Here is a 26,537-nt window from a genome sequence, read left to right on the forward strand (position 1 = left end):
GTAGTAGTGTAGTAGTGAAAAATTAGGTAGGGGGCCTGATATACCACAAATTTGTCAAGACTTCCATAACTAACGACTGGAAGTTGTCCTGCCAAAAATTCATTAAAAATTGCTTGTCTATGAGTATCAGAACTACGTTCTTGTGTTTTGTATTTTACCTGCTTGCGTGCCCGGTGCTTTACGGCCAGGGAATAAACGTAACCGGGAAGGTGACCACAGCTTCGGGTGAGCCGGCAGCTGGCGCCACCGTCTCTGTAAAAGGGGGTGCATCTGCAACAACCAGCACCGATCAAAACGGCACCTACAAGATAGCCGTGCCATCTTCAAACGCCGTCCTCGTCTTTTCTCTTGTTGGTATGACCAGCTTCGAGGCAGTTGCCGGAAGCTCCGGTGTTGTCAATGTTACCCTGCAACCTTCTCTTGCCGCCTTGAGTGAGGTAGTTGTTGTGGGTTATGGAACCCAACGGAAGAGTGTAATTACGGGATCTATTTCAAGCGTTAAAGCAAAGGACCTCGAAAATGTGCCCAACGGCCGTATCGAGCAGGCGCTCCAGGGCCGTGTATCCGGGGTCACCATTATGCAAAACTCCGGTCAACCCGGTTCCCCTTCCACGATCCGGATCAGGGGTATCACCACTTTTAATAACAACAACCCTTTGTGGGTTGTTGACGGTGTGGTTATAGACGCTGGTGGTATCGGGTATCTTAACCAATCAGATATCGAGTCTATCGAAGTATTAAAAGACGCTTCTTCGTCCGCGATCTATGGTACCCGTGCTGCCGGCGGTGTTATACTGGTTACCACAAAAAAGGGTAGAACAGGAAAGCCTTTTGTCAACTACAATGGTTTTTATGGCACTTCTGCTCCCTCAAAAATGCTTGAGCTCTTAAATGCCACTGAATATGCTGTATTGCGCAACGAAAGTTCTGTTGCAGCAGGTAAGGGTATTGTTTTTCCGGATGTTACCGCTTTTGGCAAAGGAACAGACTGGCAAAAAGCCATCTTCAACAACTCTGCACGCAGGTATTCGCATGAACTGAGCCTCAATGGGGGAAGTGAAAGATCAACTTATTATGTATCCGGTGGTATCCAGGACCAGCAGGGTATTGTTGCAACCGACATATCCAGGTATAAAAAGATAAACTTTCGGCTTAACTCAACCCACAAACTTTCTGATTTCGTCACTTTTGGTCAAACGCTTGGCTATACCCACCAAAAAAGCACCGGCCTGGGTAATACCAACAGCGAATTTGGCGGACCATTGAGTTCTGCGATAAACCTTGATCCGCTTACAGGTCTCGTGATCGACAATCCAGCTGGCCAACCCAATGCTACGATATATACCAACCCCACCATAATCAGGGACGCTGCGGGTAATCCATATGGCATTTCCAACTATGTAGGGCAGGAAATGACCAACCCGATTGCATACATCCAAACAAGGCTGGGTGGCAACAACTGGTCCGATGATTTTGTCGGCAATGCCTTTCTCGAGGTGACTCCGGTAAAAGGGCTTAAACTGCGTTCCACCGTAGGCGCTAAAAGAGCCTATTACGGCAACATCGGTTTTACCCCTGTATATCTCCTCAGTTCTACGGTTTCTTCCAACAAGAACAGTTATAACAAGAATGAGAACAAGTCGTTCAACTGGAATATTGAAAACACCGCCACCTTCGCCAAAAAGTTCCGCGATCATGACTTTACCGTCCTGGTAGGCCAGGGCTCCTACGTCGAAAATATCGGCGGTAGTGTTGGCCTGACGATGTATAATCTTCCCATCACCAATTACCAGGATGCTTCATTCAGGTTTGACGTGGGTTTACCAAACCGCGATGGTTATGCAAGTGACTTTGTAGAACACAAAATCTATTCACTCTTTAGCAGGGTCAACTATTCCTATGCCGATAAGTACCTGTTCACGGGTATTGTTCGTAGGGATGGGTCAACCAGGTTTGGGCCAAACCGGAAATTCGGCACCTTTCCTTCGTTTTCTGCGGGTTGGAATGTTCACCGCGAGAACTTCTGGCGCACCAACAGCCTTGTAAAATCATTAAAGATCCGCGGAGGTTATGGCGTTGTCGGTAACGATGCAAGTGCGGATTTCAGGTACCTGTCAATCGTAAATGGCGGTTACAACTATGCTATTGGCAACTCCGGGGTAATTACCACCGGTTATGCGCCGCTTACACTTGATAATCCGGATTTACATTGGGAGCAAACGAGTTCTGCTGATATCGGTTTCGATGCGCAGTTGTTCAACAACTTCAGCTTGACTTTCGACTGGTACAATAAAAAGACTACCGGTATCCTTAGGCCGCTTGTTATTCCAGGTTATGTTGGGGTGTCTTCCAATCCAACCAGCAATGTTGCGGATATGAAGAATTCCGGTCTCGAACTGGAACTGGGCTATAATAACAGTATCGGTAAGTTCAATTTTTCCGTTAATGCAAACGGATCTTACACAAAGAATACGGTTACCTATGTTGCCCAGGACACAAACTTTATAGGTGGAGATGCGAGTTTCCAGTCGATGGGTGCAGTTACCCGTACACAGGTAGGCCAGTCGTACAACAGCTTTTTTGGCTATCGCAGGCTTGGTATATTTCAAAATGAGCAGGAAATCCTTGAGTATGTAAATAAAAATGGTGGTCTCATCCAGCCCAATGCACGCCCCGGTGATTTCAAGTGGGCAGACCTGAATGGTGATGGCGTTATCTCCAGCGATAACCTCGACCGAACCTTCCTGGGTACCAATTTGCCAAAGTATACATTCGGCGTTACCCTTAATATGAGCTACGAAGGGTTCGATTTCATGGCGTTTGCGCAGGGAGTAGCGGGTAACAAAATTTTCCAGGGCCTCCGCCGCCTGGATATCCTCACATCAAATTATTCGACAAAGGCCCTTAGTCGCTGGCGTGGAGAGGGAACTTCTACGGAATTTCCAAGGTTGACCGACAGTGATCCTAACGGCAACTTCAGCAAAATGTCTGATTTCTATCTTGAAAACGGCGACTACATGCGCCTTAAGGTAGTGCAGCTTGGTTATACCCTGCCAAATAGGGTATTGGATAAAATCGGCCTTTCAAGGGTTAGGTTATATGTCACTGCCGAAAACCTGCTCACGCTAACCAATTACAGCGGGTATGATCCCGAAGTAGGCGGTGGCGTATTTGGTATCGACAGGGGGCAATATCCACAGGCCCGCGCATTTTTGGGTGGCATTCAACTTCAGTTTTGATTTACTTAAACAGCAATCATGAAAAGTTCTAAAGTCAATATAATATTAACAGCAATTGCGTTCGTCCTCGTGGTGGGCTCATGCAAAAAAAGCTTCATTGAGATCACACCCACGGGGCAATTCCTTACCGAAAACTACTATGCAAATCGCGAGCAGGCTTTTACCGGGCTTGTGGCAGTTTACGACCTAATGCGTAAAAATGCCGGCGGCTTCGAAAACATGATGACGATGATGAATGCCGGATCCGACGACAATTTTGCCGGAGGAGGTGGTGCAACAGATGGCATCGGTATTCAAAGTTTTTCCAATTATACCATCAACCCCAACACGGTTCCGCGTAGTTTCTGGAGCGATCACTACCAGGGCATTTTCCGGGCAAACGTGTTACTCGAAAAACTTGCCGGCGTAAACATGGATGCAGCAGAAAAGGCCCGCTTTACCGCAGAGGCAAAAGCGCTCCGTGCAACATACTATTTCAACTTGGTGAGAATGTTTAGAAACATTCCATTGCTGTTGCAACCACTAAAAACCGCTGACATTTATAACGTTGTGCAGGCCCCTCCGGCAGAGGTTTATGCCCAGATAGAAAAGGACCTTACGGAAGCGATCCCTGCATTACCAGGCAATATCGTTCCATCAACTGAGGCCGGAAGGTTTACAAAAGTGGCGGCCCAGGCTATGCTGGGAAAAGTTTACCTGTATCAAAACAAGAAAGCAGAAGCTGCAACCCAACTGGCCCTTGTTAATGGTGCCACACCTGGTCAGCCAAACCAGTATGGTAACAGGCTGTTGCCACAATTTGCCGACTTATGGGTGTTCACCAATAAATTCAATGCGGAGTCCATTCTTGAGGCTTCTCACTCTAACCAGTCCAATTCAGACTGGGGCTTTTGGGGTGGTAGCGCCGACGAAGGAAATTCAGCAGCACAAATGGTGGGTCCGAGAAGCTATTCAAAAGTGGGTCCGAATGCCCCTGATATTTATACTTCAGGTTGGAGTTTTAATGTATGGACCCAAAACTTTTACGACCTCATAAAAAACGATCCGCGTTTTCCCGCCACTGTTCTTGACCTGAAAGCACTTGCAGCCGCTGGTGAGGCCAAGTACATAGAAGGCTACCAGAACACCGGATATTTTCTGATGAAGTTCATTCCAAAAAGATCAGATATCCGTACGGGCGGTGGAGCTGTTGAGTTGAACTTCCAGCAAGACGATTACATCATACGGCTGGCCGACACTTATTTAATGGAGGCCGAAGCTTTGGGCGCTACGGGTGCAAGGGCACAGGCTCTATTGGATGCCGTACGTGCAAGAGTCGGGCTGCCATCTGTTCCCGTTTCCCTCGATGCAATCAAAACAGAACGCAGGCTCGAACTCGCTGGTGAGGGTCACCGCTTCTTTGATCTTGTACGCTGGGGTGATGCGCCAGCGGTGTTAGGAAGCAGGGGTTTCAAAGCGGGTAAACACGAAGTATTTCCAATTCCGGCAGGCGAACTACAGGGAACTAAATTGGTGCAAAATCCTGGATACTAACCAATGCCGTTTAATAATGCAGTCTTTCTTTTTGGACCCAGCGTTGGTTATGCTATGAAGCATCGTTGCCCGCCCCGGATGAACCGGTTCGGACGGGGCGTCGCACTCTTGTACGATCTCCTTTCTACGCAGGGCAAAAACAACCCCTAATTTTCTTAACGACATTGGATACTAAACTACCATTAAGTATGAAAAAAATAACCGTGGCTATTGGCTTTATAACAGCTATTATGGGCTCATGTACAAAAGATGGTATTCATGACGATACCTCTTTTTTGAACACAACAAGTGTAAGTAATCCCAATAAAATTTTCGATATCAGTAACGATAATTCCGGCCGGGTTACCATTACGCCAACCGGGGAAGGTGCATCGGCTTTCGTGGTCAGGTTCGGTCACGGTTCAGGCACATCAGCACTTGCTACGGTAATGCCCGGCAACAACGTTACACATGTTTATCCTGAAGGGACCTATTCGGTAGTAATCGTGTCGAAAGACCTTGCCGGAAAAGAAACAGAAGTTGCTTACCCCTTGCAGGTAACCTACAGGGCACCTGAGAATATTAATGTAACTGCCACATCTGACGTTTACCTCCTAAAGGTGAAGGCAACTGCACTTTATGCTGCATCCTACCTGGTATATTTCGGCGATGTGGCCAACGAGGTGGGTACACCCCTGGCTGCGGGAGCTGAAGTATCGCATACCTATGCAACAGCCGGAACTTATAACGTAAGGGTGGTCGCACTAAGTGGCGGAGCCGCAAGAGCGGAAAAGATAACTCCTGTGGTGATTTACGATCCATTTGGTTTGCCCATCACATTTGATCAAACAACCGTTAATTATTTCTTCGGCACATTTGGTGGCAATCAACAATTTGCTGTTGTTGCAAATCCGAATCCCTCGGGTTTAAATACCAGTGCAAGGGTTGGCAGGTTTACCCGTGGCACCGAGTCGTGGAGTGGAACATACAGTCCTCTAAATACACCCATAGATATGGCAGCAGGCAAAAAAATAAGGGTACTGGCTTACAATCCCGACGCTGCATTAATCGGCAGAAGATTAAATGTGGAGCTTGAAAATGGCTCCAGTATTGCCAACGGCGTTGCGGTTGTAAAAACGGCGTTCACTACATCAGGTGTTTGGGAAGAACTTGTGTTCGACTTTGGTGCCATCTCTGCAATACCTGCAAATGAAAAATTCAAACAACTTGTATTACGCTTCAACGATGCCACCGATGGCGCCGGGGCTGTTATATATGTTGACAATATCAGACTTACTAACTAATTAAAAATATCGTATGCTACAATCTATAAAATATTGCTTCGTATTATTCTTGTTGCTGGTAGTTGGTAGTTGTAAAAAGAGTGAGTATAGTATGGGTGACCTCACTGCCCCGACAGAAGTTACCATCAATACGAAAATTGCAGGACAGGATGCTGCAAATCCGAATGGCGATGGATCCGGCAATGTTGAAATTACACTCACCGGCAAAAATGCACTATCATATAATATCGATTATGATGCAGCTGATGGCATCAGTATGGTATTTCTTGAAAAAGCAAAGACTACCAGAAAGTACACTAAAATCGGTTTGAATACATACCGCATCACCGTTGTGGCTTATGGCCCTGGCGGTACCGCAACAACGGTCACAAAAGACATCCAGGTGCAAAGCAACTTTACCCCCGATGCAACAATTGTAACAAACCTTACCGGTACCGGCTCAAAAACCTGGAAGGTAGATAAAGACCTGGCGGCCCACTTTGGGGTTGGTCCATGGAGTGCAACATCGGTGACACCAGAATGGTATGCCGCTGCGCCGAATGAAAAAGCAGGTTGTTGCAATTGTATGTATTCAGCAAGTTTTACTTTCACCAAAACAGCTACCGGTTACACCATCACCACCACCACTCCCGAGGGTGCGTTTACTAAAACCGGTGCATTAGCTGGTGGCTTGCCGGGCATACCTGCATCGGGCAGTGAGGGTTGTTATCCGTACAGCGGCGGAACATCTTCGTTTTCTTTCGTACCTGCCGGTTCAGGTATTGCCACAGGTACAACAAAAACAGCTATTCAGCTGGGTGGCAATAACACCTTTATTGGATACGGTGCAGTTCAGAAAGAATACGAGATCATTTCTATTAATGCAACTACCATGTACCTGAGGGTGCAGGGTACCGAAACGGGTAACGCATGGTACCTGCGACTTAAAACAACTTAATGTTGGCCCAGGGTATTAAGGCAGGTACTGGTGTTCTTATGCGTTCGTAGGCGGGGACTGTAAATCATTTTTTACAGTGGCAAGCCGTTGCACGCTTATACCTAGAGAATGCCCGTGATGTAACAACAACAGTCGTGAAACTTGAAAAATAAAAAGGCATTTATCCTGATACTTGTCATCAGTAGCCTTGTTGCATTTTTAAGCAGGTGTATGCGGGGCACTGAAACTGGCAATGATCCACGGGGTAAGATGTACATAGGTGCTGAAAGCTGTAAGCAATGCCATAAATCTGTTTACGATGCGTACCTAACAACTGCCCACTTCAATAGTACCCAAACAACATTACCGGGTAAAGTTTTAGGAAGTTTCACGCAGCCACAAAACACTTATGTGGTAGATAGCATAACTAACATCCGGATGGAGCATCGGGACAGTGGATTGTTCCAGGTATTATATGTAAACGGAAACCAACAGGAATTGCATCGCATGGATATAACCTTTGGGCCCAAGCATGCACAAACCTTTTTGTACTGGCAAGGTGACAGAGCATATGAGTTACCGATTTCGTATTATGCTGAAATCCAAAATTGGGCATCCAGTCCTGCATACCCTTCGGTGTTAAACTTCAACCGGCTAATCGGCGGTGGCTGCTTCGAGTGCCATAGTTCATATATCAAAAGCAAACTGGTTATGGGAAAGCGAGGGTATGAGGAGGCTTTAGACAAACGTTCCCTGATCAATGGCATTGATTGCGAAAGGTGCCATGGTCCTGCAGCCAACCACGTAAACTATCACCTCGCTTACCCGGAAGTTAAAGCGGCAAAATACATGGTAACTGCCGGATACTTAAGCAGGCAGCAGCAATTGGATGCGTGTGCAGTATGTCATTCAGGTAACGATATCAGGAAAGAGATATCCACTTTTCACTTTAAAATGGGTGATACACTGGCCAACTTTTTTCTACCTGCAGCAAGCCGGACAACAAATTCGGCAACGTTTGATGTTCATGGAAATCAGTACAACCTCCTGGCGCAGAGCCAGTGTTTTTTGAGCAGCAAGGTAATGACTTGTGCCACGTGCCACGACCCACATACAAATGCCGGCACCAATTCTACGGAATACGTTGCAAAATGTATGGGTTGTCACACCAATCCGGATCATAGTGCACTGAAGAACGATGCAGTTTCGGCAAATAACTTACAAACCAATTGCATCAATTGCCACATGCCTGCGCAGGAGTCCCGGGCCATAACGTTTCAAACAGCCGGTAGCAAACTCCAATCCGCTTACACGTTACGCACGCATAGAATTGCCATTTACAACGGTAACAGTACTGCACCAGGGGCTAAAACCATCAAACATCGATGATAAATAACTTGAAAAAATTCCGGTACCGGCTCTTGGCTTATCCCGCCCCGGTGAGCAGGTGTGTCGTTTCCGGCGCTCTTTTGTTTTGTTTGTTTTTTACGGAGCAGATTATCGCGCAGGGATTTCTTAGAGCTGATGGAAAAAAGATCGTTAATGATGGAGGCGCGGTACTATTAAGGGGAATGGGACTAGGCGGCTGGATGTTGCAAGAGCCCTACATGTTGCGCTTCAACGGTATTGCCGGCAATCAACACGAGATCAGGGCAAAAATTGAAAGCCTGGCCGGAAAAGAAAATACAGCCACTTTCTATAAGGCCTGGCTTGCCAATCACTGCCGGAAACCGGATATTGATTCTATGGCAGCCTGGGGCTTCAACTCTGTACGATTACCCATGCACTATAACCTGTTTACTTTACCCATCGAACAAGAGCCCGTACCCGGCGCAGATACATGGCTACCGCAGGGCTTTGACATGGTAGACAGTCTCTTAAACTGGTGTAAGGCCAATCGCATATACCTGATACTTGACCTGCATGCTGCTCCGGGTGGCCAGGGACGTGATGTTGCCATCTCGGATGGAGATACCTCAAAACCGTTCCTCTGGCAAAGCGAAGCAAACAGGCAGAAGACAATAGCACTGTGGCAACGGCTTGCGCGGCGATACGCCAACGAACAATGGATTGGTGGATACGATTTAATCAATGAAACGAACTGGGGTTTTGCAGACCCAAAAGATAAAAATGGTTGTGCCGAAGAAGGAAATGAACCGCTGAGAAAGTTGTCGGTCGATATCACCGCAGCCATAAGAGCCGTTGACAAGAATCACCTGATCGTAGTAGAAGGGAATTGTTGGGGCAATAACTACAAAGGCATATTTCCTTTATGGGACAAGAACATGGTTGTTAGCTTTCATAAGTATTGGAACTATAATAACCAGGCTGCTGTACAAAACTTCATAAAAATAAGAGATGAACAGAATGTTCCGATCTGGTGTGGGGAAACCGGTGAGAACTCCAATGTTTGGTTCAGGGACGCAATTGAACTCTTTGAGAAAAACGATATTGGCTGGGCATGGTGGCCATTAAAAAATTAGGTTTTAATAACCCAATGGAGATTCAGCACAACCAAAATTACCAGGCGCTGCTGAACTATATGAGAGGACAGGGTCAGCAACCATCACGGGATGAGGCATTTCGTACATTAATGCAACTCACCGAAAACATCAAGGCGGAGAATACCCTCGTTCATAAAGATGTACTCGATGCCATGTTCCGGCAGGTTCAAACAACGGCTACCATTCCCTTTGCAAACCATGTTCTTAGTGGTAACGTTAACGTGTTCGCTACGGATTATGATCTTGGAAGAAATGGCGAAGCCTACCATGACAAGGACACTGCAGATTACCATGTGTCAACAGGTAAAAATACACCCGGGAACAAAGGTAGAACCTATCGGAATGATGGAGTTGATATAGAAAGGTGCTCCGACCAAACAACCAATGGTTACCAGGTAAGTTCATTTGAGGCAGGCGAGTGGATGCAGTACACTGTAATGGCGCCTTCTGCAGCGCAGTTTAAAGTAAGCATCAGGGTTCAGTCGCTGGTAAAAGGTACAGCGATAGGTTTAAGCGCAAACGGCAAGGCAGTTATCCCTGCTGTCGTTGTAGATAAGGGCAATAGTGATAGCTCCTGGAAAACGATATCGATTGGCAATGTTCGCTTAAGTAAAGGTTTGAACAAGCTGAGGCTTGCGGCAGTTGCGGGTGAGGCCAGGCTGAACTATCTGCAGTTTAGTTCTAATGAAAGGGCGTCAAGTAAACGGCAACAAAAATCTATAGGCAGGACCTACGTTCGCAATTAGAAAAACTTACTATGAAGAAAATTACGCTTGGATTAATTATCCTGGTACTCACCGGTTTTAGCAATAAAAACCGGGTTCCGCAAAGCCGGGCAAACAAATTTAAGCTGGATGGCAAAACAGCTACGGTCCACACCACCGATAAATCGGGCTTAAAACTTGCCTCAACGGGAACCCTGAATTTTGTTGACTTTGCCCAGCCCCTGGAAACACAGGTGTGTGTATTTGTTGATCCATCGCATCGTTTTCAAACTATGGTAGGTGTTGGTGGTGCCATAACCGATGCTTCGGCAGAAACCTTTGCCAAACTTCCAAAAAGTACACAGCAGGAATTTTTGAAAGCTTACTACGATGCTAAAGATGGTATAGGTTATACCCTGGCGCGCACGAATATCAACAGCTGCGACTTTTCAACCGAAAGCTACACCTATGTAAAGGATGGCGACAAAGATTTGAAGACTTTTGATATACAACACGACAGGCAATTCAAAATACCCTTAATCAAACGGGCCATTGCTACGGCCGGTAATAAGCTAACCTTATACGTAAGTCCATGGAGTCCGCCCGCATGGATGAAGGATAATAATAGCCTGTTGCAGGGAGGCAAGTTGTTGCCACAATACAGGCAGTCGTGGGCGAATTACTATGTAAAGTTTATTCAATCTTATGAAAAGGAAGGCATGCCGGTATGGGGGCTATCTGTTCAAAATGAACCCATGGCAAAGCAACGCTGGGAGTCGTGCATATTTACCGCCGAAGAAGAACGTGACTTTATAAAACAATACCTCGGACCAACTTTGCAACAGTCGGGACTGGCTGCAAAAAAACTGATCGCCTGGGATCATAACCGCGACCTGCTATACCATAGGGCAAGTACCATCCTGGATGATCCGGGTGCTGCCAAGTACGTATGGGGAATAGGTTATCATTGGTATGAAACCTGGACAGGTTCAGCCATGCAATTCGACAATCTTAAGAGAGTTGCAGAATCTTTCCCGACAAAAAACTTGTTCTTTACCGAAGGCTGTGTTGAAAATTTTAGTTTCAACCGCATAGGCGATTGGGACCTCGGTGAAAGATATGGCCGGTCTATGATCAACGACTTCAACAGTGGAACCGTTGGATGGACCGACTGGAATATATTGCTTGATGAGAAAGGCGGACCCAACCATAAAGGCAATTATTGCTTTGCCCCGATTATTGCCGACACGCGTGACGGAAGCCTGCACTATACAAACGCTTATTACTATATCGGGCACTTTTCAAAATTTATTCGCCCGGGTGCAAGGCGCGTAAGCAGTTCTTCAAACAGGGATAAACTGCTGGTTGCCTCCTTCATAAATCCAGATGGAAAACTGGCCGTGGTGGTGATGAATACCAGTGACGATAAGCTAGACTATAACCTGTGTATTGGCGGGAAAGCTGCAAGTACCACCAGTCTTCCACATTCCATCGCAACGATAATGATCAATTAAAATCCAATGCCGTTTACTTAAGCAAATTTTTATGGACCAGGCCACAGGAATTCTATAGGACATCGTTGCGTCGCACTCTTGTACGATTGGAAGTAGCTGGGCAAACTAATTACAAAATCGGCTTAACTAAACGACATTGAATTAATATCCATTGTTCCGCATTGAACGACTGGGCAGGTCTACTAAACAAATAGCTTAACTTACTGGAATTGAATATAGCAGGTTGTTACGTCGGGGATGTTATTGAAACCTGGTTCGAGCTAATGTGTTCTAACCTACTCCGATGCTCGTAAACTTTCAAGTATAATAAATGAAATACACTTCTTCTATAAGCCTTTTCAAATCAGCAATCCTGGTTTTTACGATTGGCTGCTTTCTTTCCTGCTCTAAAAAAAGTAGTTCGCAGGGTGGCGGCCCGGGTCCGGTTACCCCTCCGGTCGCGGTATCAAACGACATGGAATTTTGGCTAACCAAAGCCGATCAAAGTGCACTGCTTGCAAAGCAAGCAGTCGTGTTAGGCTTTATAAACCTCTCCAATCAAAACAGCACCATCACAGTTGATACGACACAGTTGTTTCAGTCGATCGATGGATTTGGATATACATTGACCGGAGGAAGCGCGCAGGTGATAAACGCCGCATTATCAACGGCACAACGCGAAGCACTTTTAAAAGAGTTGTTTACCACCGAAGGCAATGGCATTGGTATAAGCTATCTGCGGATCAGCATTGGTGCATCCGATCTTAACCAATCGGTTTTTACGTACGATGATGTGCCTGCGGGGCAAACAGATGTTAATCTCGAAAAGTTTAGCCTGGCCCCCGATAAAGGAGATCTTATTCCGTTGCTTAAACAAATAGTTGCGATCAATCCTGCCATTAAGATTGTTGCTACCCCGTGGACCGCACCAGTTTGGATGAAGACCAACAACAGTTCTATCGGGGGAAAACTAAAGCCCGAGTATTATGGTGTTTATGCAAATTACTTTGTGAAGTACCTGCAGGCTATGAAAGCCGAAGGTATCCCGATTGACGCCATTACACCACAAAATGAACCCCTACATCCCGGCAATAATCCAAGTTTGGAAATGTCGGCCACAGAGCAGGCCACCTTTATCAAGAATAATCTTGGACCAGCTTTTAAAGCAGCTAACCTCAATACCAAAATCATTATTTACGATCATAATGCCGACAGGCCGGATTATCCATTGGCTGTATTAAGCGATCCGGCAGCAAGGCAGTATATCGACGGCTCTGCTTTTCATTTATATGCCGGTAACATAAGCGCGCTGTCACAGGTTCATACCGCTTTTCCGGATAAACACATCTACTTTACTGAGCAGTATACAGCGTCTACCGGCAATTTCGGGGGGGACCTTTCCTGGCACATCAATAACCTGGTTGTTGGTGCAACACGCAACTGGAGTCGCAACGTTCTTGAGTGGAACCTAGCCAACGACCCGAACTATGGGCCACATACAAACGGTGGCTGTACCACTTGTAAAGGAGCGCTAACGATTGGTTCTTCAATCACCAGGAATGTAGCCTATTACATTATCGCCCATGCATCAAAATGGGTACCTGCAGGTTCTTACCGGGTGGAGAGTAATATGCCCAACAACCTGCCAAACGTTGCCTTTGTTACACCATCAGGTAAAAAGGTGTTAATCGTTTTAAATACATTCAACACGTTTCAAAGCTTTAATATAAAATTTAAAGAAAAGGCTGTGGTCACTGGTCTTGAAGGCGGAGCCGTTGGAACTTTTGTATGGTGAGTTGATTTAGTATTCGTTTTGAATCGGTTGCGCTTTTTCATAGGGAATACTAAAGTTGCCCAATGGTTTGCCGATGAAGTGCTTGCGACGCAAGGATGTTGCTATAAAAAACTAAAGCTGGTATCCAAAAAATTGATTTATGTACAAACTTGTTTCTCATGAACGGCAGCTATAAAATTATCGTAAGCATAATATTCGTTGCTGCCGCGATTGTCGGCCATACGCAGCAATCCCGAGCGGTTGTAAAAACACAGGTTGTAGCGGGTAAGGATGGGTTTGTATTACTAAGAGCCGGCAAGCCATACTTTATTAAAGGTGCGGGTGGCACCAGCTATATTGATCGGCTGGCGCGATATGGTGGAAATTCAATTCGCACCTGGGACTCCGGGAACGGGGCTGACATCCTGGATAAGGCTGCAGCATTAAAGTTAACCGTTACTATGGGATTAAACGTTGCACGGGAAAGGCATGGCTTTAATTACGATGATACCAGTGCCGTTAACGCACAGCTGGAGAAATTACGTTTGGAGGTTCGCAAATACAGGAACCATTCGGCATTACTCGTGTGGGGCATAGGCAATGAACTTAACCTGGAATATAAAAATCCGAAAGTCTGGAATGCCGTAAATGAGATTGCCGAAATGATTCATGATGAAGATCCAAATCACCCGGTAACCACGATGTTGGCTGGGGTAAACAGGAAAGAGATCGACTACTTTAAAGCACGTTGCCCGGCGCTTGACCTGATTTCTGTACAGGTTTACGGAGGACTGGCAGATGTACCCCAACAGCTTGCTTCTGCCGGCTGGAATGGTGCGTATATGGTTACGGAATGGGGACCAACCGGTCATTGGGAGAGCAGGCAAACACCCTGGAAAGCAGCAATAGAAGAAACCAGCAGCCAGAAAGCTATGGTATACAAAAGCCGCTACGAGGCATCAATAAAACGGGATAAGAAGTGCATTGGCTCATATGTTTTTTTGTGGGGCCAAAAGCAGGAAAGAACCCCAACCTGGTATGGCCTTTTTACCGAAAAAGGAGAGGAGTCGGAGGTTGTAGATGTTATGCAGTATTTGTGGACGGGCAAGTGGCCCCGTAACCGTGCACCGCATATCGATTCAATATTGCTCAACAACAAAACTGCTACCGACACTATTTATCTCCAACAGGCAAAAGCTTACCCTTTGAAGATTTCAGCCAGCGATCCCGATAAGCATAAGTTAACTTACCGGTGGGAACTAATGCCCGAAAGCACGGATCTGAAAACCGGTGGTGATCGCGAAACCCGGCCCCAGCCAATTCCAGCTTCGGTACGCGAAGCAAATAACGAAGCAATACTAAATACGCCTGGCAGGGAAGGCGCCTATCGTTTGTTTTTATACATCAGCGATGGACACAATAAAGTGGCTACGGCCAACATTCCCTTCTTTGTAAAAAATTAAAAATCCTAAAAGCTGATTGTAATGAAAAGAGTAGTACTTGTCGCCATCATGGCTGTTTCAGTGGTTTACGGATGTAGTAAAAGTTCGGGCGATACCATGCCGGCACCTGATCCCACTTTATCGGTTGGTGTTGTAACCCAGGTAGAAGGAAATATGGGCACAACTAATTTTGAGTTTGTTGTAACACTAAGCAGTGCTACAACCAAACCAGTTACGATCACTTATTCAGTGGAAGAAGGGAGTGCAAAAGCGGTTGAGGATTTCGTTGCCATTGCAGATCAGAATTTGGTTATTCAGCCAGGGGAAACCAGCAAGAAAATAAATGTAAGTGTAGTAGCCGACGATATAAAAGAGCCCGACGAAACTTTTGTTTTCACGATTACAAAGGCGGTTAATGCCAAAGCTCCCTCAACAGGAGTTATCGGCACGATTATAAACGATGATACCAAAATAGCCTTTAGCAATGCTGGTTACGATGCCCCTAATGCATACCCCGGCTACACACTGGCTTGGAGTGACGAATTTAACGGCTCGGGCCTGAACATGGCGAACTGGAGTTTTCAAAATGGTAATGGTTGTCCGAACTTATGTGGTTGGGGTAATAATGAACTGGAAACTTATGCCGAGAATAACCTGTTTTTGCAGGATGGAAAAATGATCATTGAGGCACGTAGGGAAGGCAGCAGTTATACGTCTGCAAAGATTATTTCATCAGGTAAAAAGAAATTTAAATTCGGGCGCATTGATATCCGGGCAAAACTGCCAAAGGGCAAAGGTATCTGGCCGGCGTTGTGGATGATGCCTGAGAGCAGCGTATATGGTGGATGGCCCAGGAGCGGTGAAATAGATATTATGGAACTGTTGGGGCATGAACCAAACAAGACGTATGGCACCCTACATTATGGACCCGGTCCCGGAAGTACGCAAATCAACAAAAGCTTTGTTTTACCGTCGGGTGATTTCAGCAGCGAGTTCCATGTGTTTTCTTTGGATTGGAAGCAGGACCAGATACAATGGCTCGTTGATGGTAACGTATTTGGCACGGCCTCGAAAGCAAACTTTGGATCAACTAATTATCCTTTTAACGAGCAGTTTTATTTTATTATAAACCTGGCTGTTGGTGGTCAATGGCCGGGAAATCCTGATGCAACAACAACCTTTCCGCAATGGATGATTGTTGATTATGTAAGGGTGTACCAATAAGATTCCTGAAGCTGTAAAACGGGCTCGTTTAGGAACAGTTGAAAGTTACCTGTTTTCCTGGAGACACACCTGCTTTGCGTATTTAAGCTGGCGCTAAACGCTCATGAGCAATGCATAGGGTAATGCTTTACAGATGGGGTACTTAACACAAGGGGATAACAATATCCGGCAAATACAAAAGGCACCTTCCAGGAGGTGCCTTTTAGTTTATTAGGAGTAAAATCGTTAGTGGTCAGCGCTACTCTCAAAACCAAACAGCGTAAGCCTCACAGGGCGTGAAGAAACTTTGTGTTTGGTAATGTTATTGAAGTCCTGGAGGCTAACCTGGTGAACTTCGCCGGAAGCCGGCATTGCGATGTAAGCATACCGGGCAGTAGCTTCCAAAACAGGCTTGTACGTATCGGATGATGCGACAGCTGTAATTACATTACCCTCTTTCGTTAGTGCCCCGGTTGAGAGATTATAGATCCGCAGTTTGCCATCAAGTGTTAGCAGCAGGAGATTCTTGCCAGCGTAATCAACCTTGCACTGGAAGGCATCACTGCCGGTATAAATGGGAGTGATCTTGTCTGCCTCAACATCAACCAGGTATGCCCCTTTTGTAGCAACATAGCCGATAAACTTTTTTGCAGATCCCGCATAGTAAATATTCGCCAAACGAAAAGCGCCAAAGCCCGCAGGATTAGGAATGAGCCGTTGTTCGCCTGATGCCTTTACAACAAGTACCGCTCCCTCGGTTGCTGCTGATGAGGTAAATCCGCCAAATACCGCAACGTTGCCGTCGCTGGCGTTACCATGTATTGCCCCTGTTTCGAGGGTGGAAGCATGAACAACGGAACCGCTTTGGTTGATCACCTGAACCCGGTTTGGCGAAGCGCCGGCAGACGGGGCAATCGTAACCGCATAGGTGCCATTATTGAACTGGGTCATTGCACCATGATGCGGAAACAGACCCGCATTGATCACGGAAAATTTTGCACCGGGCTTGTTGAAGTCTGATTCATTTCCGACGCTTAACGTGCCATCGTTATCATTAAAAATAAGCGACTCGACACCCTTACTTTTGAAGTGCGATGGTTTTAATCCGTTAGCCGTAATGTTGCTCCAACCGGGCTCACGGATCACGTCGATATGATCCACATGGGATTGAAGACCGCCGTCAAACACTTCAACGAGATTCTGATTTTGGTATAGTACGGCGGCAAATCTGCCCGAGGCTGTACCGTAAAGACTTGAGAGTGGATACTTAGCATCAAAGGCAGTTATTTTACCCGAAAACGGCTCAACCAGGTTGATCTTGTTGCTCACCTCATCGCTGACCAGCAAACGAAGGTATTTATATTCACGGGTAGGGTCTTCATGCCCGTCGAGTTGCTGATCAGCAGTGTCTTTACGACATGCCGTAAATGCGGATGCAAGGGTAAGAACAAGGCAAAGATTTCGAAGTGTTTTTCTAAAGTACATGGTTTTATGGTTTAATTTTTATGAATTGCGATGGTAGTAATGCTGTTGTGTAAAGCTTGATGTTCCGGTTTTGGGCGCCACCCCAAGCTGCGCAAGGGGTCGGGCTTTGCGCTACTACTCCCCCGCGATCGCGGGGGGGTAGCCGCTTCAATCCCTGGCGCAATGATCACGTAAAGCAGCCTGGTATTGCCGCTTGATTATCCCTGCATAAGCACAGAGCGATCCATTTGTACAAGCTGCAATGCTGCGCTGGGGTGGTGGCCTTTTTACTACGCTCCATTCGCGACGGGCTTTACCGAAACAACGTTTCAGAATAGATGGGCGAAATTTTAGGTTGTCCAATAACAATGATGTGTCTGCGTTAATTTTTGTCGAAGTGGTACTCGTACCCGATTTGTTTACCTACCTGGTCGCTTAATGTAAAATGGATATGGTAGTGGCCTTTCGGCGCATCGGAAAGGTCAATGCTTCTATTCAGATTGTGTGTAGTATAGCCAACCATATCAGCATCCGTAAAGCTGAAGACCTTCGTCCATGCTGTTGATTGTACCCTTACATCGAGTTTCGCTATTCTTCCGGGAGCATTAATCACCCCGGTCAATTTCAAAGCATCACCGTTCGGGTTAAGGGTCAATTGCAAACCTGTAATCGATGGCAGGGTAGGGTCGTTAACAACTTTAAACCTGCCCGTTACTTCCGATTTATTACCCAGTTGATCCGTTACAAGTAGCAACACGTCATAATCACCTACGACGGCGTCCGCAGGTACATCAAGGTGTTCGTGAAAGGTGGTGTTTTTTAGTCCTGCATATCCTGTTGTATAAATTTTGGTATAGGACCATCCCCGGCCGGATAAAACAGGGGTAATCTGGAGTTTAATCGAAGCAAGGGATCCGGATGCAACAATGCTTGCTTCTAAATGAAAGTCGTGCCCCGGATAGGCTATTTTGTTGTTGTTGGTGCCAACTTCCAGGTTGCTGAGTATGGGCATTGCTACATTAGCACTTTCCTTTTTACAGGCTACAAACCCGCATGAAACAATAAAAATGATTAATGCCCACCTTGCGCTGTCGCTATTTTTTCTAAGTAAGTTTTCTGTTACCATGATAATTGATTTACAAGCGATGTGATATGATTACTGCTGGGTATAGGTGCCGAAATAATAAAGGCCGCTCAGCCGGAAAACGGTTAATTGGTTGTTTGTATAAAACCCCATTTCCACATTGCTGCCACTTTTGAATTTAAAAGCGCTGTTGTTAATCAGCTCGAAAGCGTTGGACTGGTCGTTAATGGTCTGTGGATCTGTACCGGAACCGTAGGTGGTGCCTGTTGAACTGAATTTGTAGACCAGGTCTTTTTTAAAGCTCACAGGTCCCATTTTAAATTCTTCTCCCTTAAAAGTTTTGCCGGCCAATTGATTGGTGGCTTCAATCTCCAATAGCTTACCGGTAGCCTTATATTCAGTTGTGAGCGCCCTATAGTATGCTGAGGTAAGCTCATGTTTTTCATTGATGGCAAACTTCGCTACCCGGTAATTTGCAGGATCGCTGATAATAACAATAAGCGAGTCTTTGGTAAGCGTATAATCGCCTGTAAAGTTGTTTCCCGAACTGATAAATACTGCCTTGTTGTTCTCCAGCAGGGAAATCATATAAACGCTGTTGTAGGCATTGTTTGCTGGCGTAATTGTTCCTGCCACATAATGGTCGGTAACTACAAATGGCTTTTCAGCCGGGCCCGTGTTGTCTTTTTTACAGGCTGCTAAGGAGGTCATGATTATTGCTGTAAAAAGCATCGACTTTGCAAATGTGTTCTTCATCTGGTTTGTGTTTGATTATGGGTTTGAATAATTGTTCTACGCATAGTTGATCTGGGTTAATGGTGCAGATTTAGAAGATTGTTAAAGACTACTGTAGCTTTATACTTAGGCCCCTTATGGTTTGCCAACCTTCTTTATCGGTCAGGCGGATGAGGAAGTGATAATCGCCAGGATCGATGTCCATTGGAATGGTGAGTTCGGCACTTGCCTCATAAGTCTTTAGTCCGGCCGGAATGTCGAAACTTTTGATAAACACGAAAGGCTTGAGGGCTGTTTTAAGGGGTTCTGTGCTGCACTGATTAACTTCTGTACTATGGGAGTGGTGGTCGAAGTTGTGATGGATATCTATGCCGTAACCGCCCAACTGTACATTATCGCTAAACCTTGCCTTAAACGAAATGGTTTGTCCGCGGGTGATGCTGCTGCATTGCTTGGGAAAGGCGTCAGCAAAGTTGATGTCGATTACAGGATATTCCGTATCGATAACAGCGCCGTCTTTTTTGCACCCTGCTATAAAAATCACGAGCGCTGTTAAGGTGGAAAATAGTAGTTGTTTCATGTGATGAAATTTTGATGTTTTAAGATGATGTAGGAGTATAGCAGTGTTCTAAATCATGTTTAAATAGTACCGGCTATGCCGACATGTTGTATTGAGTTTGTTGTTTAATGCTTTCTGATCCCGTAGTGCTCTGCATGCACTGCCTGCAGCAAATAACCAGGCAGTGCTGCGATGTCACTGGCACTTCATGCTTGCCCATAGCTCCACTAATTAGTGTTATCACTTCTTCACATTAGTTTCTTAAAAAACATAGCTATTGCAGCCACTAAAAGGCAGCTTGCAATTAGTTCTGATGTTTTCATGTTGTTGGTGATTTGTACACGTGTGATTGCATTTGCTTTGTTTGTTATGGCTGGTTCAGGTTAACAGCTGATTGTATCCTAAATGGAATTTTAAGAGATAGTACAACGTTTCTTCCCGCTTCGGGTAATTCGATTAACCTGTAAAAGCTGGTGTGATTCAGGTAACGGGTGTTTAGTAAATTTTGGACTTGCAAACTCAATTGAACAACCTGTTTGGCAATCTTAATTTCGCTGCCGGTTTGCAGGTGGATAATTGAATAGCCGGGTGTTTTTTTCTCAGGCGGTACAATGTTGTCTTGTTTAAGGGTACGCCTGAAATCCAGCGAGAAATAGGTTTTTGAGAATGTGTTGTTTATAGCGGGCGACCAGGTGATGTTGGCTAGACCGGATGGTGGTGGGGAGAATGGCAATGTGTATCCTCGTTTGTCGCCGGATAGTTGCCTGGCATACAGGTATTCACCCAGGAGTTCAACGCTAACCGTTTTTAAAACGTGGTACCTCGCCTGAACTTCGCCACCATAACGCATAACCCTGCTTTGGGCATATTTAAAAACCTGGTTACCTGCGCCGTAATAGTAATCGTGAGCTGATGTGGGATTAAGGTAGATGTAATTGGGAAAGTAGTTGTAAAAAGGACTGAACTGAACAAACCACTTTTCCGTATTCCATCCCAGGCCAACATCAGCCTGGTAGGATTGTTCCGGCGAAAGGTTGGCATTGCCACGTTCGTAGCTAAAATAATGGTAGTTTACCCCATTGGCCGATAGTTCTTTGGCTATGGGCATCCGGAAGCTTTTGCCAATATTTATTCTAAAGTTGAAATCTTCCGGGTTGTAATTGATCCCTGCTGACCATACCAAACTATTAAAACGGCGCACCAGGTTTTCTGCCCGGGTTAGTTTTTGCGATAGTGTATTGTTCCCGCTTGTAACATCCGACGCAAACCAGTCGGTATACTCATGCATGTGCAACTTCCCGTAGTCGTAGCGAATGGCAGCGTGTAAACTGGTTTGTTCGTTTAGTTTGTAATGGTCGTAGATAAAAGCACCTGCTGTTGCCTGCTTAAATGCTGGCACGAGGAAGCTCCATCCTCCTATATTATTGTGCTGGTATTCGCTGGTTATACCTGATGTAATGGTGTGCTTCCCTGATGTAACAATGTCCCTTAAGTTAACAGCAAATACATGCTTGTTAAATTCCCTTTCCAGGTTTTGTGGAGCCGACATTTCTGAAGGGTAAACCGGCGGCATATAGCCATGGTTTACATAATGGCTGAACTCTTGCCGGTAATTACGTTGGTAACCCAGGTCCATTTCCAGCTTATGGTGCTGAAAAGTATAGGTGCTACGATTAATAACCTTGAAGTGATTGACTTCCTGGCTCGGCATCATTATGTCGCGGGCAGAGCCATCGTGAAGGGCTGTGTTTACCCGGCGCGGTTCAAGCCCATGTGCATTTGCAAAAAAACCGCTGTTGCTATGAGTATTGCTTAAATAGAATATCGACCTGAAATGATTACCAATATACCCTGTGTTTAGGTGAAGCCCCGTTTCACGTCCTGCAGTATTGCGCAAATAATGTTGGTGCAACGGCACGGCATAACTGTATACATAAACGGTGTCGGCAGGCACGCGATAGTCGGCATAGTTCTGATAGGTAAACCGGGCATCAAAGAACCATCGATCTCGACGTTTGAAAAAGTTAACAGAAGTGCCCAGTGAATTATTGTTGCTTTTGCCAATCAGGTCTGCCGAGCCGCCAATCGTGTTAACACCAGGTACATTTGCAGGCTTGATATCAATGACCCCTGCTATTGCATCAGAGCCGTACACAAACGAAGCAGCACCCTTAATCAGCGCTACCTCCGCTGCTGCAAACTGGTCAATCTCCAGCCCATGATCTGCGCCCCATTGTTGCCCTTCATGTTTAATCCCTTTTTCTACTACTACAACCCGGTTAAAGCCTAGTCCCCGAATAAGTGGTTTGGATTGACCTGAACCAATTCCGATTGTTTTAATTCCGGGCAGGCGTTCAAGGGTTTTCATCAAGCTTCCTCCGAGATTCCGTTGGATAAACTCGCTTTTGATAATTTCCAAATTAAGTGACTCTTGCTCCTTTCGTGAGGCAACGTTGCTGGTCCGAACAGTAACATGGGGTAGGTTGTCGACCTTGCTAAGGCTGATGGTTACAAACAAACTATCCTGATGTATGTCAAGGTGTACCGTTTGCCGGTTATAGCCAGGATACGATACTTCAACCCTATAGTGCCCATGAATAAGACCGACGAAAACGAAACGGCCGGTGGAGTCTGTCACCTGCTCTCCCGGGCGATCAAGAAACTTTACTAAGGCACCTGCAGCGGCAACCTGTTTGTCGTTGACCACTTCACCGGATAGTTTACCGGCCTGCGAATAAACGTTTGGAGGTAAGCAAAAGCTTAGTAGAATAATAAAATACGGGTGCCGCATCGGGGTGCTGGTTGCATGGTGTAGCTCACACTTTACGTTGTGTCTCCTTCAAGGTTTTGGTTAAACTTTCTGGGCTGCCGGTCACCACGTGTACGGTGTCGTACATCAGGCTCATTTGTACACCAGGGTGCACTGATGAGCCTGGCTCAACATATGCTGATTGGCAGGCTGCTTTAGCAAACGTGTAAGCATTAGCCTGGGGATTGGCTTCGCATACAAGAGTACCACACCAGTTAAGAGATGAAGAAAATTACAGGCGTAAAGGTGAAGAGATAAGAAATTATTTCGTCGGCTCCGGCTGGTATGTCAACATAAAGCCGGTGTACCTGATGCTGTAACATTTACATGTGGGTGTTGCAAATTTGATATTGCAATAGATTACCGTTTTCACGGCAGTGCAATACTGCAAACACATGGCAGATTACAGAGCAGGATTTTAAGCGAGCGAAGGAGGGCCGCGGTCGGTAGCGACGGAACCAATGGAGGTAATAACAGCAAAAGACGATTGCGTCTTTTTTATGGAGGTTTTAAAATCAGGCGATTTTATGGTGTAGGTATTGGTGACTGGCACAGCACCGTTAGCAAGATGATAATCACAAATGGTACACTTGTCACTTGTTTTAATGAGGGCTCCGTCTACTTTAATTTTAAGGGTAGCTGTAGACTCTTTTGAAGTGTGACTGTGAAACACCTTTACACCATGTACAATAACAAACAATCCCAATAGGAGAAGTGAAATGATCTTCTGGTAAAAGTTTGTTGGTGTTGATTGCACGGTGCAAATATAGCGGTATTTACCATTTTTGCAACAATGATGTAATTTTTTAGAAGCAATTTTTTGGGATAATTTTTTCGCCATACAATCTAATAGACAGGATCGTGATGCTGCGTTTATAGTAGGCATGACAATTACGGTGGAGGGGAAAAATGATGTCCATTGCTACCAGGTCCGCCACCAGGTTTCTTTTATCCTGTTTATATTGGCTGTTCGTACGGGATACGTTTTAGCAATATCGCCGCCGCTCGCTGGCATTATCGGATTTGCCTGTAGCAAATATTCAGTTAAAACATTCTTTCTGCCATCGCAATCTGACTGGTCGCGAATCAGGGTTGCAAGCCCGTTGGTTTAGCTAATTGGAGGCGACCCCCCCAGAGACCGGTTAACCATGTGATGCTTCGTTTTAATTGTTTCTCGCCGGTTGCCATTCGTTTACGCCGAACCCCTATCTTTTTGCGCGGCATAACGTTGTGCCATAATACTCGCTATGATCAGTTGTAAGGCGTGGTATAGCATAACGGGCAACAGGATAATCCCTGTTACTTCGCTGCCTGCAAACAGTACCTTCGACATAACCGTACCATGTACCAGCGACTTTTTAGAACTGCAAAAAAGGGCGGTAATGGTATCCTCCCGGTCGAACCGCAACAATCTGCAAAAGGCCTTAACGATAAAAAAAACAACAAAAAACAGCACGGCCATACATGCTGTCAACAACAGCAGATCCTGAATGCTGAAATCCCTGAACATATCACGTTCGAACGACTCGCAGAAAGATGTGTATACAATAAGCAGGATTATAGATTGGTCAAAGTTTTTCAATAGCTTTTTATTTCGTTCGGCAAAGTCTCCCCACTTCTTATGTAGTAATATACCGAGGACAACCGGCGCCAGCACCTGGAGGGCAAGCTTTATTATTATCGCTGTTAAGTCAAACTGACCAGGGGCACTATCCAATACCAATCCCATCAAGGTCGGTGTAATAAATACGCCCAGCAAACTTGAAATGCTGGCATTGAAGATTGCCGCAGGCATGTTGCCGCGCGCAATTGAAACCATTACTACAGATGAAGAAACGGTGGACGGTAATGCCGCAAGAAAAAATACACCCAGCCACAGATATTGATTGCTTTCATTTTTAAAGATTTGCATGGCTGCAAATACCAATACCGGGAATAACACAAAGATGGTAAGCTGAACAAGTAAGTGAAGCTTCCATTTGCTTAAGCCGGCCTTTAGCTTCTCTGGGCTCAACCGTAAACCGTAAAAGAAGAAAATAAACGAAACTCCCCACGAGGCGATATTGGCCAGCGAAAATGTGCCTTCATAAACACCGGGGCCCGGAAAAAGCCGGGCCAAAACGATCATTGCCAGTAACAGAATCACAAACGTATCCAGCCCGATTTTGCTCAGGAAGCCTGGTTTTGGCAATACCCCTTCATTTTGATTTTGTAGATCTCCAGTATTCATGCGTCAAAGTTATAGTTGCCAAATGGCAGCGAATGAGCTTACAGATGTAAACATTGTCGCTGTATGGTTGTTGATGAAGCGAGGGCAAAAAGGGGGAAGCAAGAAACGAACCACCATGTTTAACAAGCGATGCGACTGGTTCCCCTGCTATGACTAAAGTGTGACAAGCGCATACGACATGTGTTCCGGAATGCATTCTTGTTCACGTGCATTATTGCTCATCATTTTCTTATGCTTTCGAGATACAGGGTGCAAACTGTTGTGCTACTTATTTCCCCAATCTGCATTTGCCTGACCATCTTTTACCCACTGGTTGCGGGGTATTATAATTGATGTTATCCCCGAAACATTTTGCATGCACCGGTTTTTTCCTTTATCTCTTTTATTGGTCCTGGTTGTTGCCGGACCCGCATCTGCCCAAAGGGGTGTGCCTCCACGCCATGTAGAACGGTCGAAGCTGGTTTCCAAGTGGCCGCAGCACCTCGACTTTTTAAACCCTATGGTTAAACTGTTGAAGGTGCCCGACGGATGGGAGATTAGCGTAGCCGCTTCGGGTCTTGGCAAAGTGCGAATGATGCAACCCATGCCCAATGGGGATCTTTATGTTACCCGCCGGGATGGGATGGATGTACTGCTGCTCCGCGACACTACAGGTGATAACCGGTTCGACGAAGTAAAAACAATAGAATATCCTTTCCGCTCGGTACATGGTGTCCTGGAGCAAGGCGGGTACCTGTACCTCGTTAGTAACTATGAGCTTCGCCGGTATAAGATTAACCCCGATGGTATGTTGGGCACCATGGAGGTGCTGAAAACGGATATGCCAAGCGGCGGACAACACCCTAATCGCACCATCGCTTTTGGCCCGGATGGGATGATGTATATGACAATCGGTACGCTTTGCAACGACTGTAAAGAAGTGGATCCCGGTGTAGCTGCGGTTTGGCAAATTGATCCAAAGACCTGGAAGCATACCGTGTTTGCGTCAGGTTTGCGTAACACCATCGGTATCGATTTTCACCCCCAAACAGGTGAACTCTGGGGTGCCGACAATGGTGGCGATGGCAAGGGCAACAGGTGGCCGCCCGAAGAAATCAATCGCATTGTAAAAGACGGGAATTACGGATTTCCTTTCGTGTATGGCAAACAGGAAATTGACAAACATAAAGATGATCCTCCCGGCGAAATAAAAAAAGTGTTTGCGTTGCAAACGGTGCCTTCGGTGTTGGATTTACCGGCACATATGGCCCCAATTGATTTTAAGTTTTTTAAGGGACAGGCAAATATCCCTTCGGAATATAACGGCGATGCACTCGTAGCATATCATGGATCATGGAACCGCAGCAAATTGGTTGGGTATAAGGTACAGCGGATCCGATTTCGCGATGGTGTTGCGGTTGCCGCAGAAGATTTTGTAACTGGTTTTCTAAAGCCTGCTTTTCCCGTGTTTGGCCGTAAGGCATACCTGGGTCGGCCAACGGGGTTGGCCATTACCGAAAAGGGTGTAATCTATTTATCAGACGATGCCAATGGTGTCATCTATGCTATCAAACGTAAATCTTAAT

Annotated in this window: 19 protein-coding genes; 12 read left to right on the forward strand and 7 right to left on the reverse strand. The window is 45.8% G+C overall.

All coding sequences use genetic code 11. From position 1 onward, the window contains the following. Positions 1-119 precede the first annotated feature (119 nt). The 11 genes from EXU57_RS09100 to EXU57_RS09145 all read left to right on the forward strand — a co-directional run bounded on the left by EXU57_RS09100 (position 120) and on the right by EXU57_RS09145 (position 16,112). Positions 120-3,239, forward strand: coding sequence for a SusC/RagA family TonB-linked outer membrane protein (locus EXU57_RS09100; RefSeq protein ID WP_133267880.1), 3,120 nt, complete (start codon positions 120-122; stop codon positions 3,237-3,239). 18 nt (positions 3,240-3,257) lie between these two features. Continuing rightward, positions 3,258-4,772 carry a RagB/SusD family nutrient uptake outer membrane protein gene (locus EXU57_RS09105; RefSeq protein ID WP_133267881.1) on the forward strand — a complete coding sequence of 505 codons (1,515 nt, stop codon included), beginning with the start codon at positions 3,258-3,260 and terminating at the stop codon, positions 4,770-4,772. A 188-nt stretch (positions 4,773-4,960) separates the two neighbouring features. Next, a complete protein-coding gene (locus tag EXU57_RS09110) occupies positions 4,961-6,055 on the forward strand; it encodes a PKD domain-containing protein (RefSeq protein WP_133267882.1) in 1,095 nt (364 codons plus the stop codon). Positions 6,056-6,068: 13 nt separating this feature from the next. Next, complete coding sequence (locus EXU57_RS09115) at positions 6,069-6,992, forward strand: hypothetical protein (protein WP_133267883.1); 924 nt, start codon at positions 6,069-6,071, stop codon at positions 6,990-6,992. Positions 6,993-7,133: 141 nt separating this feature from the next. Beyond that, positions 7,134-8,360 carry a multiheme c-type cytochrome gene (locus EXU57_RS09120; protein WP_133267884.1) on the forward strand — a complete coding sequence of 409 codons (1,227 nt, stop codon included), beginning with the start codon at positions 7,134-7,136 and terminating at the stop codon, positions 8,358-8,360. Next, a complete protein-coding gene (locus EXU57_RS25360) occupies positions 8,357-9,454 on the forward strand; it encodes a glycoside hydrolase family 5 protein (protein ID WP_207955439.1) in 1,098 nt (365 codons plus the stop codon). The genes EXU57_RS09120 and EXU57_RS25360 overlap by 4 nt, the downstream gene beginning before the upstream one ends. Before the next feature lie 14 nt (positions 9,455-9,468). Next, on the forward strand, positions 9,469-10,221 hold the full coding sequence (locus tag EXU57_RS25365; protein ID WP_207955440.1) for a carbohydrate-binding protein: 753 nt from the start codon (positions 9,469-9,471) through the stop codon (positions 10,219-10,221). 11 nt (positions 10,222-10,232) lie between these two features. Next, complete coding sequence (locus tag EXU57_RS09130) at positions 10,233-11,693, forward strand: glycoside hydrolase family 30 protein (RefSeq protein WP_133267885.1); 1,461 nt, start codon at positions 10,233-10,235, stop codon at positions 11,691-11,693. A gap of 310 nt (positions 11,694-12,003) precedes the next feature. Next, positions 12,004-13,467, forward strand: coding sequence for a glycoside hydrolase family 30 protein (locus EXU57_RS09135; RefSeq protein ID WP_133267886.1), 1,464 nt, complete (start codon positions 12,004-12,006; stop codon positions 13,465-13,467). A gap of 158 nt (positions 13,468-13,625) precedes the next feature. After that, positions 13,626-14,909, forward strand: a complete 1,284-nt coding sequence (locus EXU57_RS09140) for a glycoside hydrolase family 2 TIM barrel-domain containing protein (protein WP_133267887.1) — start codon at positions 13,626-13,628, stop codon at positions 14,907-14,909. 21 nt (positions 14,910-14,930) lie between these two features. Further along, complete coding sequence (locus tag EXU57_RS09145) at positions 14,931-16,112, forward strand: family 16 glycosylhydrolase (RefSeq protein WP_133267888.1); 1,182 nt, start codon at positions 14,931-14,933, stop codon at positions 16,110-16,112. Positions 16,113-16,337: 225 nt separating this feature from the next. Here the strand turns inward: EXU57_RS09145 and EXU57_RS09150 are convergent, their stop codons facing one another. From EXU57_RS09150 to EXU57_RS09180, 7 genes are all read right to left on the reverse strand, one after another. Next, positions 16,338-17,576 carry a hypothetical protein gene (locus tag EXU57_RS09150; RefSeq protein WP_133267889.1) on the reverse strand — a complete coding sequence of 413 codons (1,239 nt, stop codon included), beginning with the start codon at positions 17,574-17,576 and terminating at the stop codon, positions 16,338-16,340. Positions 17,577-17,937: 361 nt separating this feature from the next. Further along, the gene (locus EXU57_RS09155) at positions 17,938-18,681 is read right to left on the reverse strand and encodes a DUF4625 domain-containing protein (protein WP_133267890.1); all 744 of its coding nucleotides are present in this window, start codon (positions 18,679-18,681) and stop codon (positions 17,938-17,940) included. A 30-nt stretch (positions 18,682-18,711) separates the two neighbouring features. Next, the gene (locus EXU57_RS09160; RefSeq protein ID WP_133267891.1) at positions 18,712-19,395 is read right to left on the reverse strand and encodes a hypothetical protein; all 684 of its coding nucleotides are present in this window, start codon (positions 19,393-19,395) and stop codon (positions 18,712-18,714) included. A gap of 88 nt (positions 19,396-19,483) precedes the next feature. Continuing rightward, positions 19,484-19,954: a DUF4625 domain-containing protein gene (locus tag EXU57_RS09165; RefSeq protein WP_133267892.1), complete on the reverse strand. Its 471-nt coding sequence runs from the start codon at positions 19,952-19,954 to the stop codon at positions 19,484-19,486. Positions 19,955-20,300: 346 nt separating this feature from the next. Further along, on the reverse strand, positions 20,301-22,724 hold the full coding sequence (locus tag EXU57_RS09170; RefSeq protein WP_133267893.1) for a TonB-dependent receptor: 2,424 nt from the start codon (positions 22,722-22,724) through the stop codon (positions 20,301-20,303). A 436-nt stretch (positions 22,725-23,160) separates the two neighbouring features. Further along, complete coding sequence (locus tag EXU57_RS09175) at positions 23,161-23,583, reverse strand: hypothetical protein (RefSeq protein WP_133267894.1); 423 nt, start codon at positions 23,581-23,583, stop codon at positions 23,161-23,163. A 351-nt stretch (positions 23,584-23,934) separates the two neighbouring features. Next, positions 23,935-24,972 carry a bile acid:sodium symporter family protein gene (locus tag EXU57_RS09180; RefSeq protein WP_133267895.1) on the reverse strand — a complete coding sequence of 346 codons (1,038 nt, stop codon included), beginning with the start codon at positions 24,970-24,972 and terminating at the stop codon, positions 23,935-23,937. Positions 24,973-25,327: 355 nt separating this feature from the next. Between EXU57_RS09180 and EXU57_RS09185 the strand changes: the two genes are divergently transcribed. After that, positions 25,328-26,536, forward strand: a complete 1,209-nt coding sequence (locus EXU57_RS09185; RefSeq protein ID WP_133267896.1) for a PQQ-dependent sugar dehydrogenase — start codon at positions 25,328-25,330, stop codon at positions 26,534-26,536. Position 26,537 lies beyond the last annotated feature (1 nt).

The sequence above is a fragment of the Segetibacter sp. 3557_3 genome, from assembly GCF_004354985.1.
Lineage (GTDB): Bacteria > Bacteroidota > Bacteroidia > Chitinophagales > Chitinophagaceae > Segetibacter.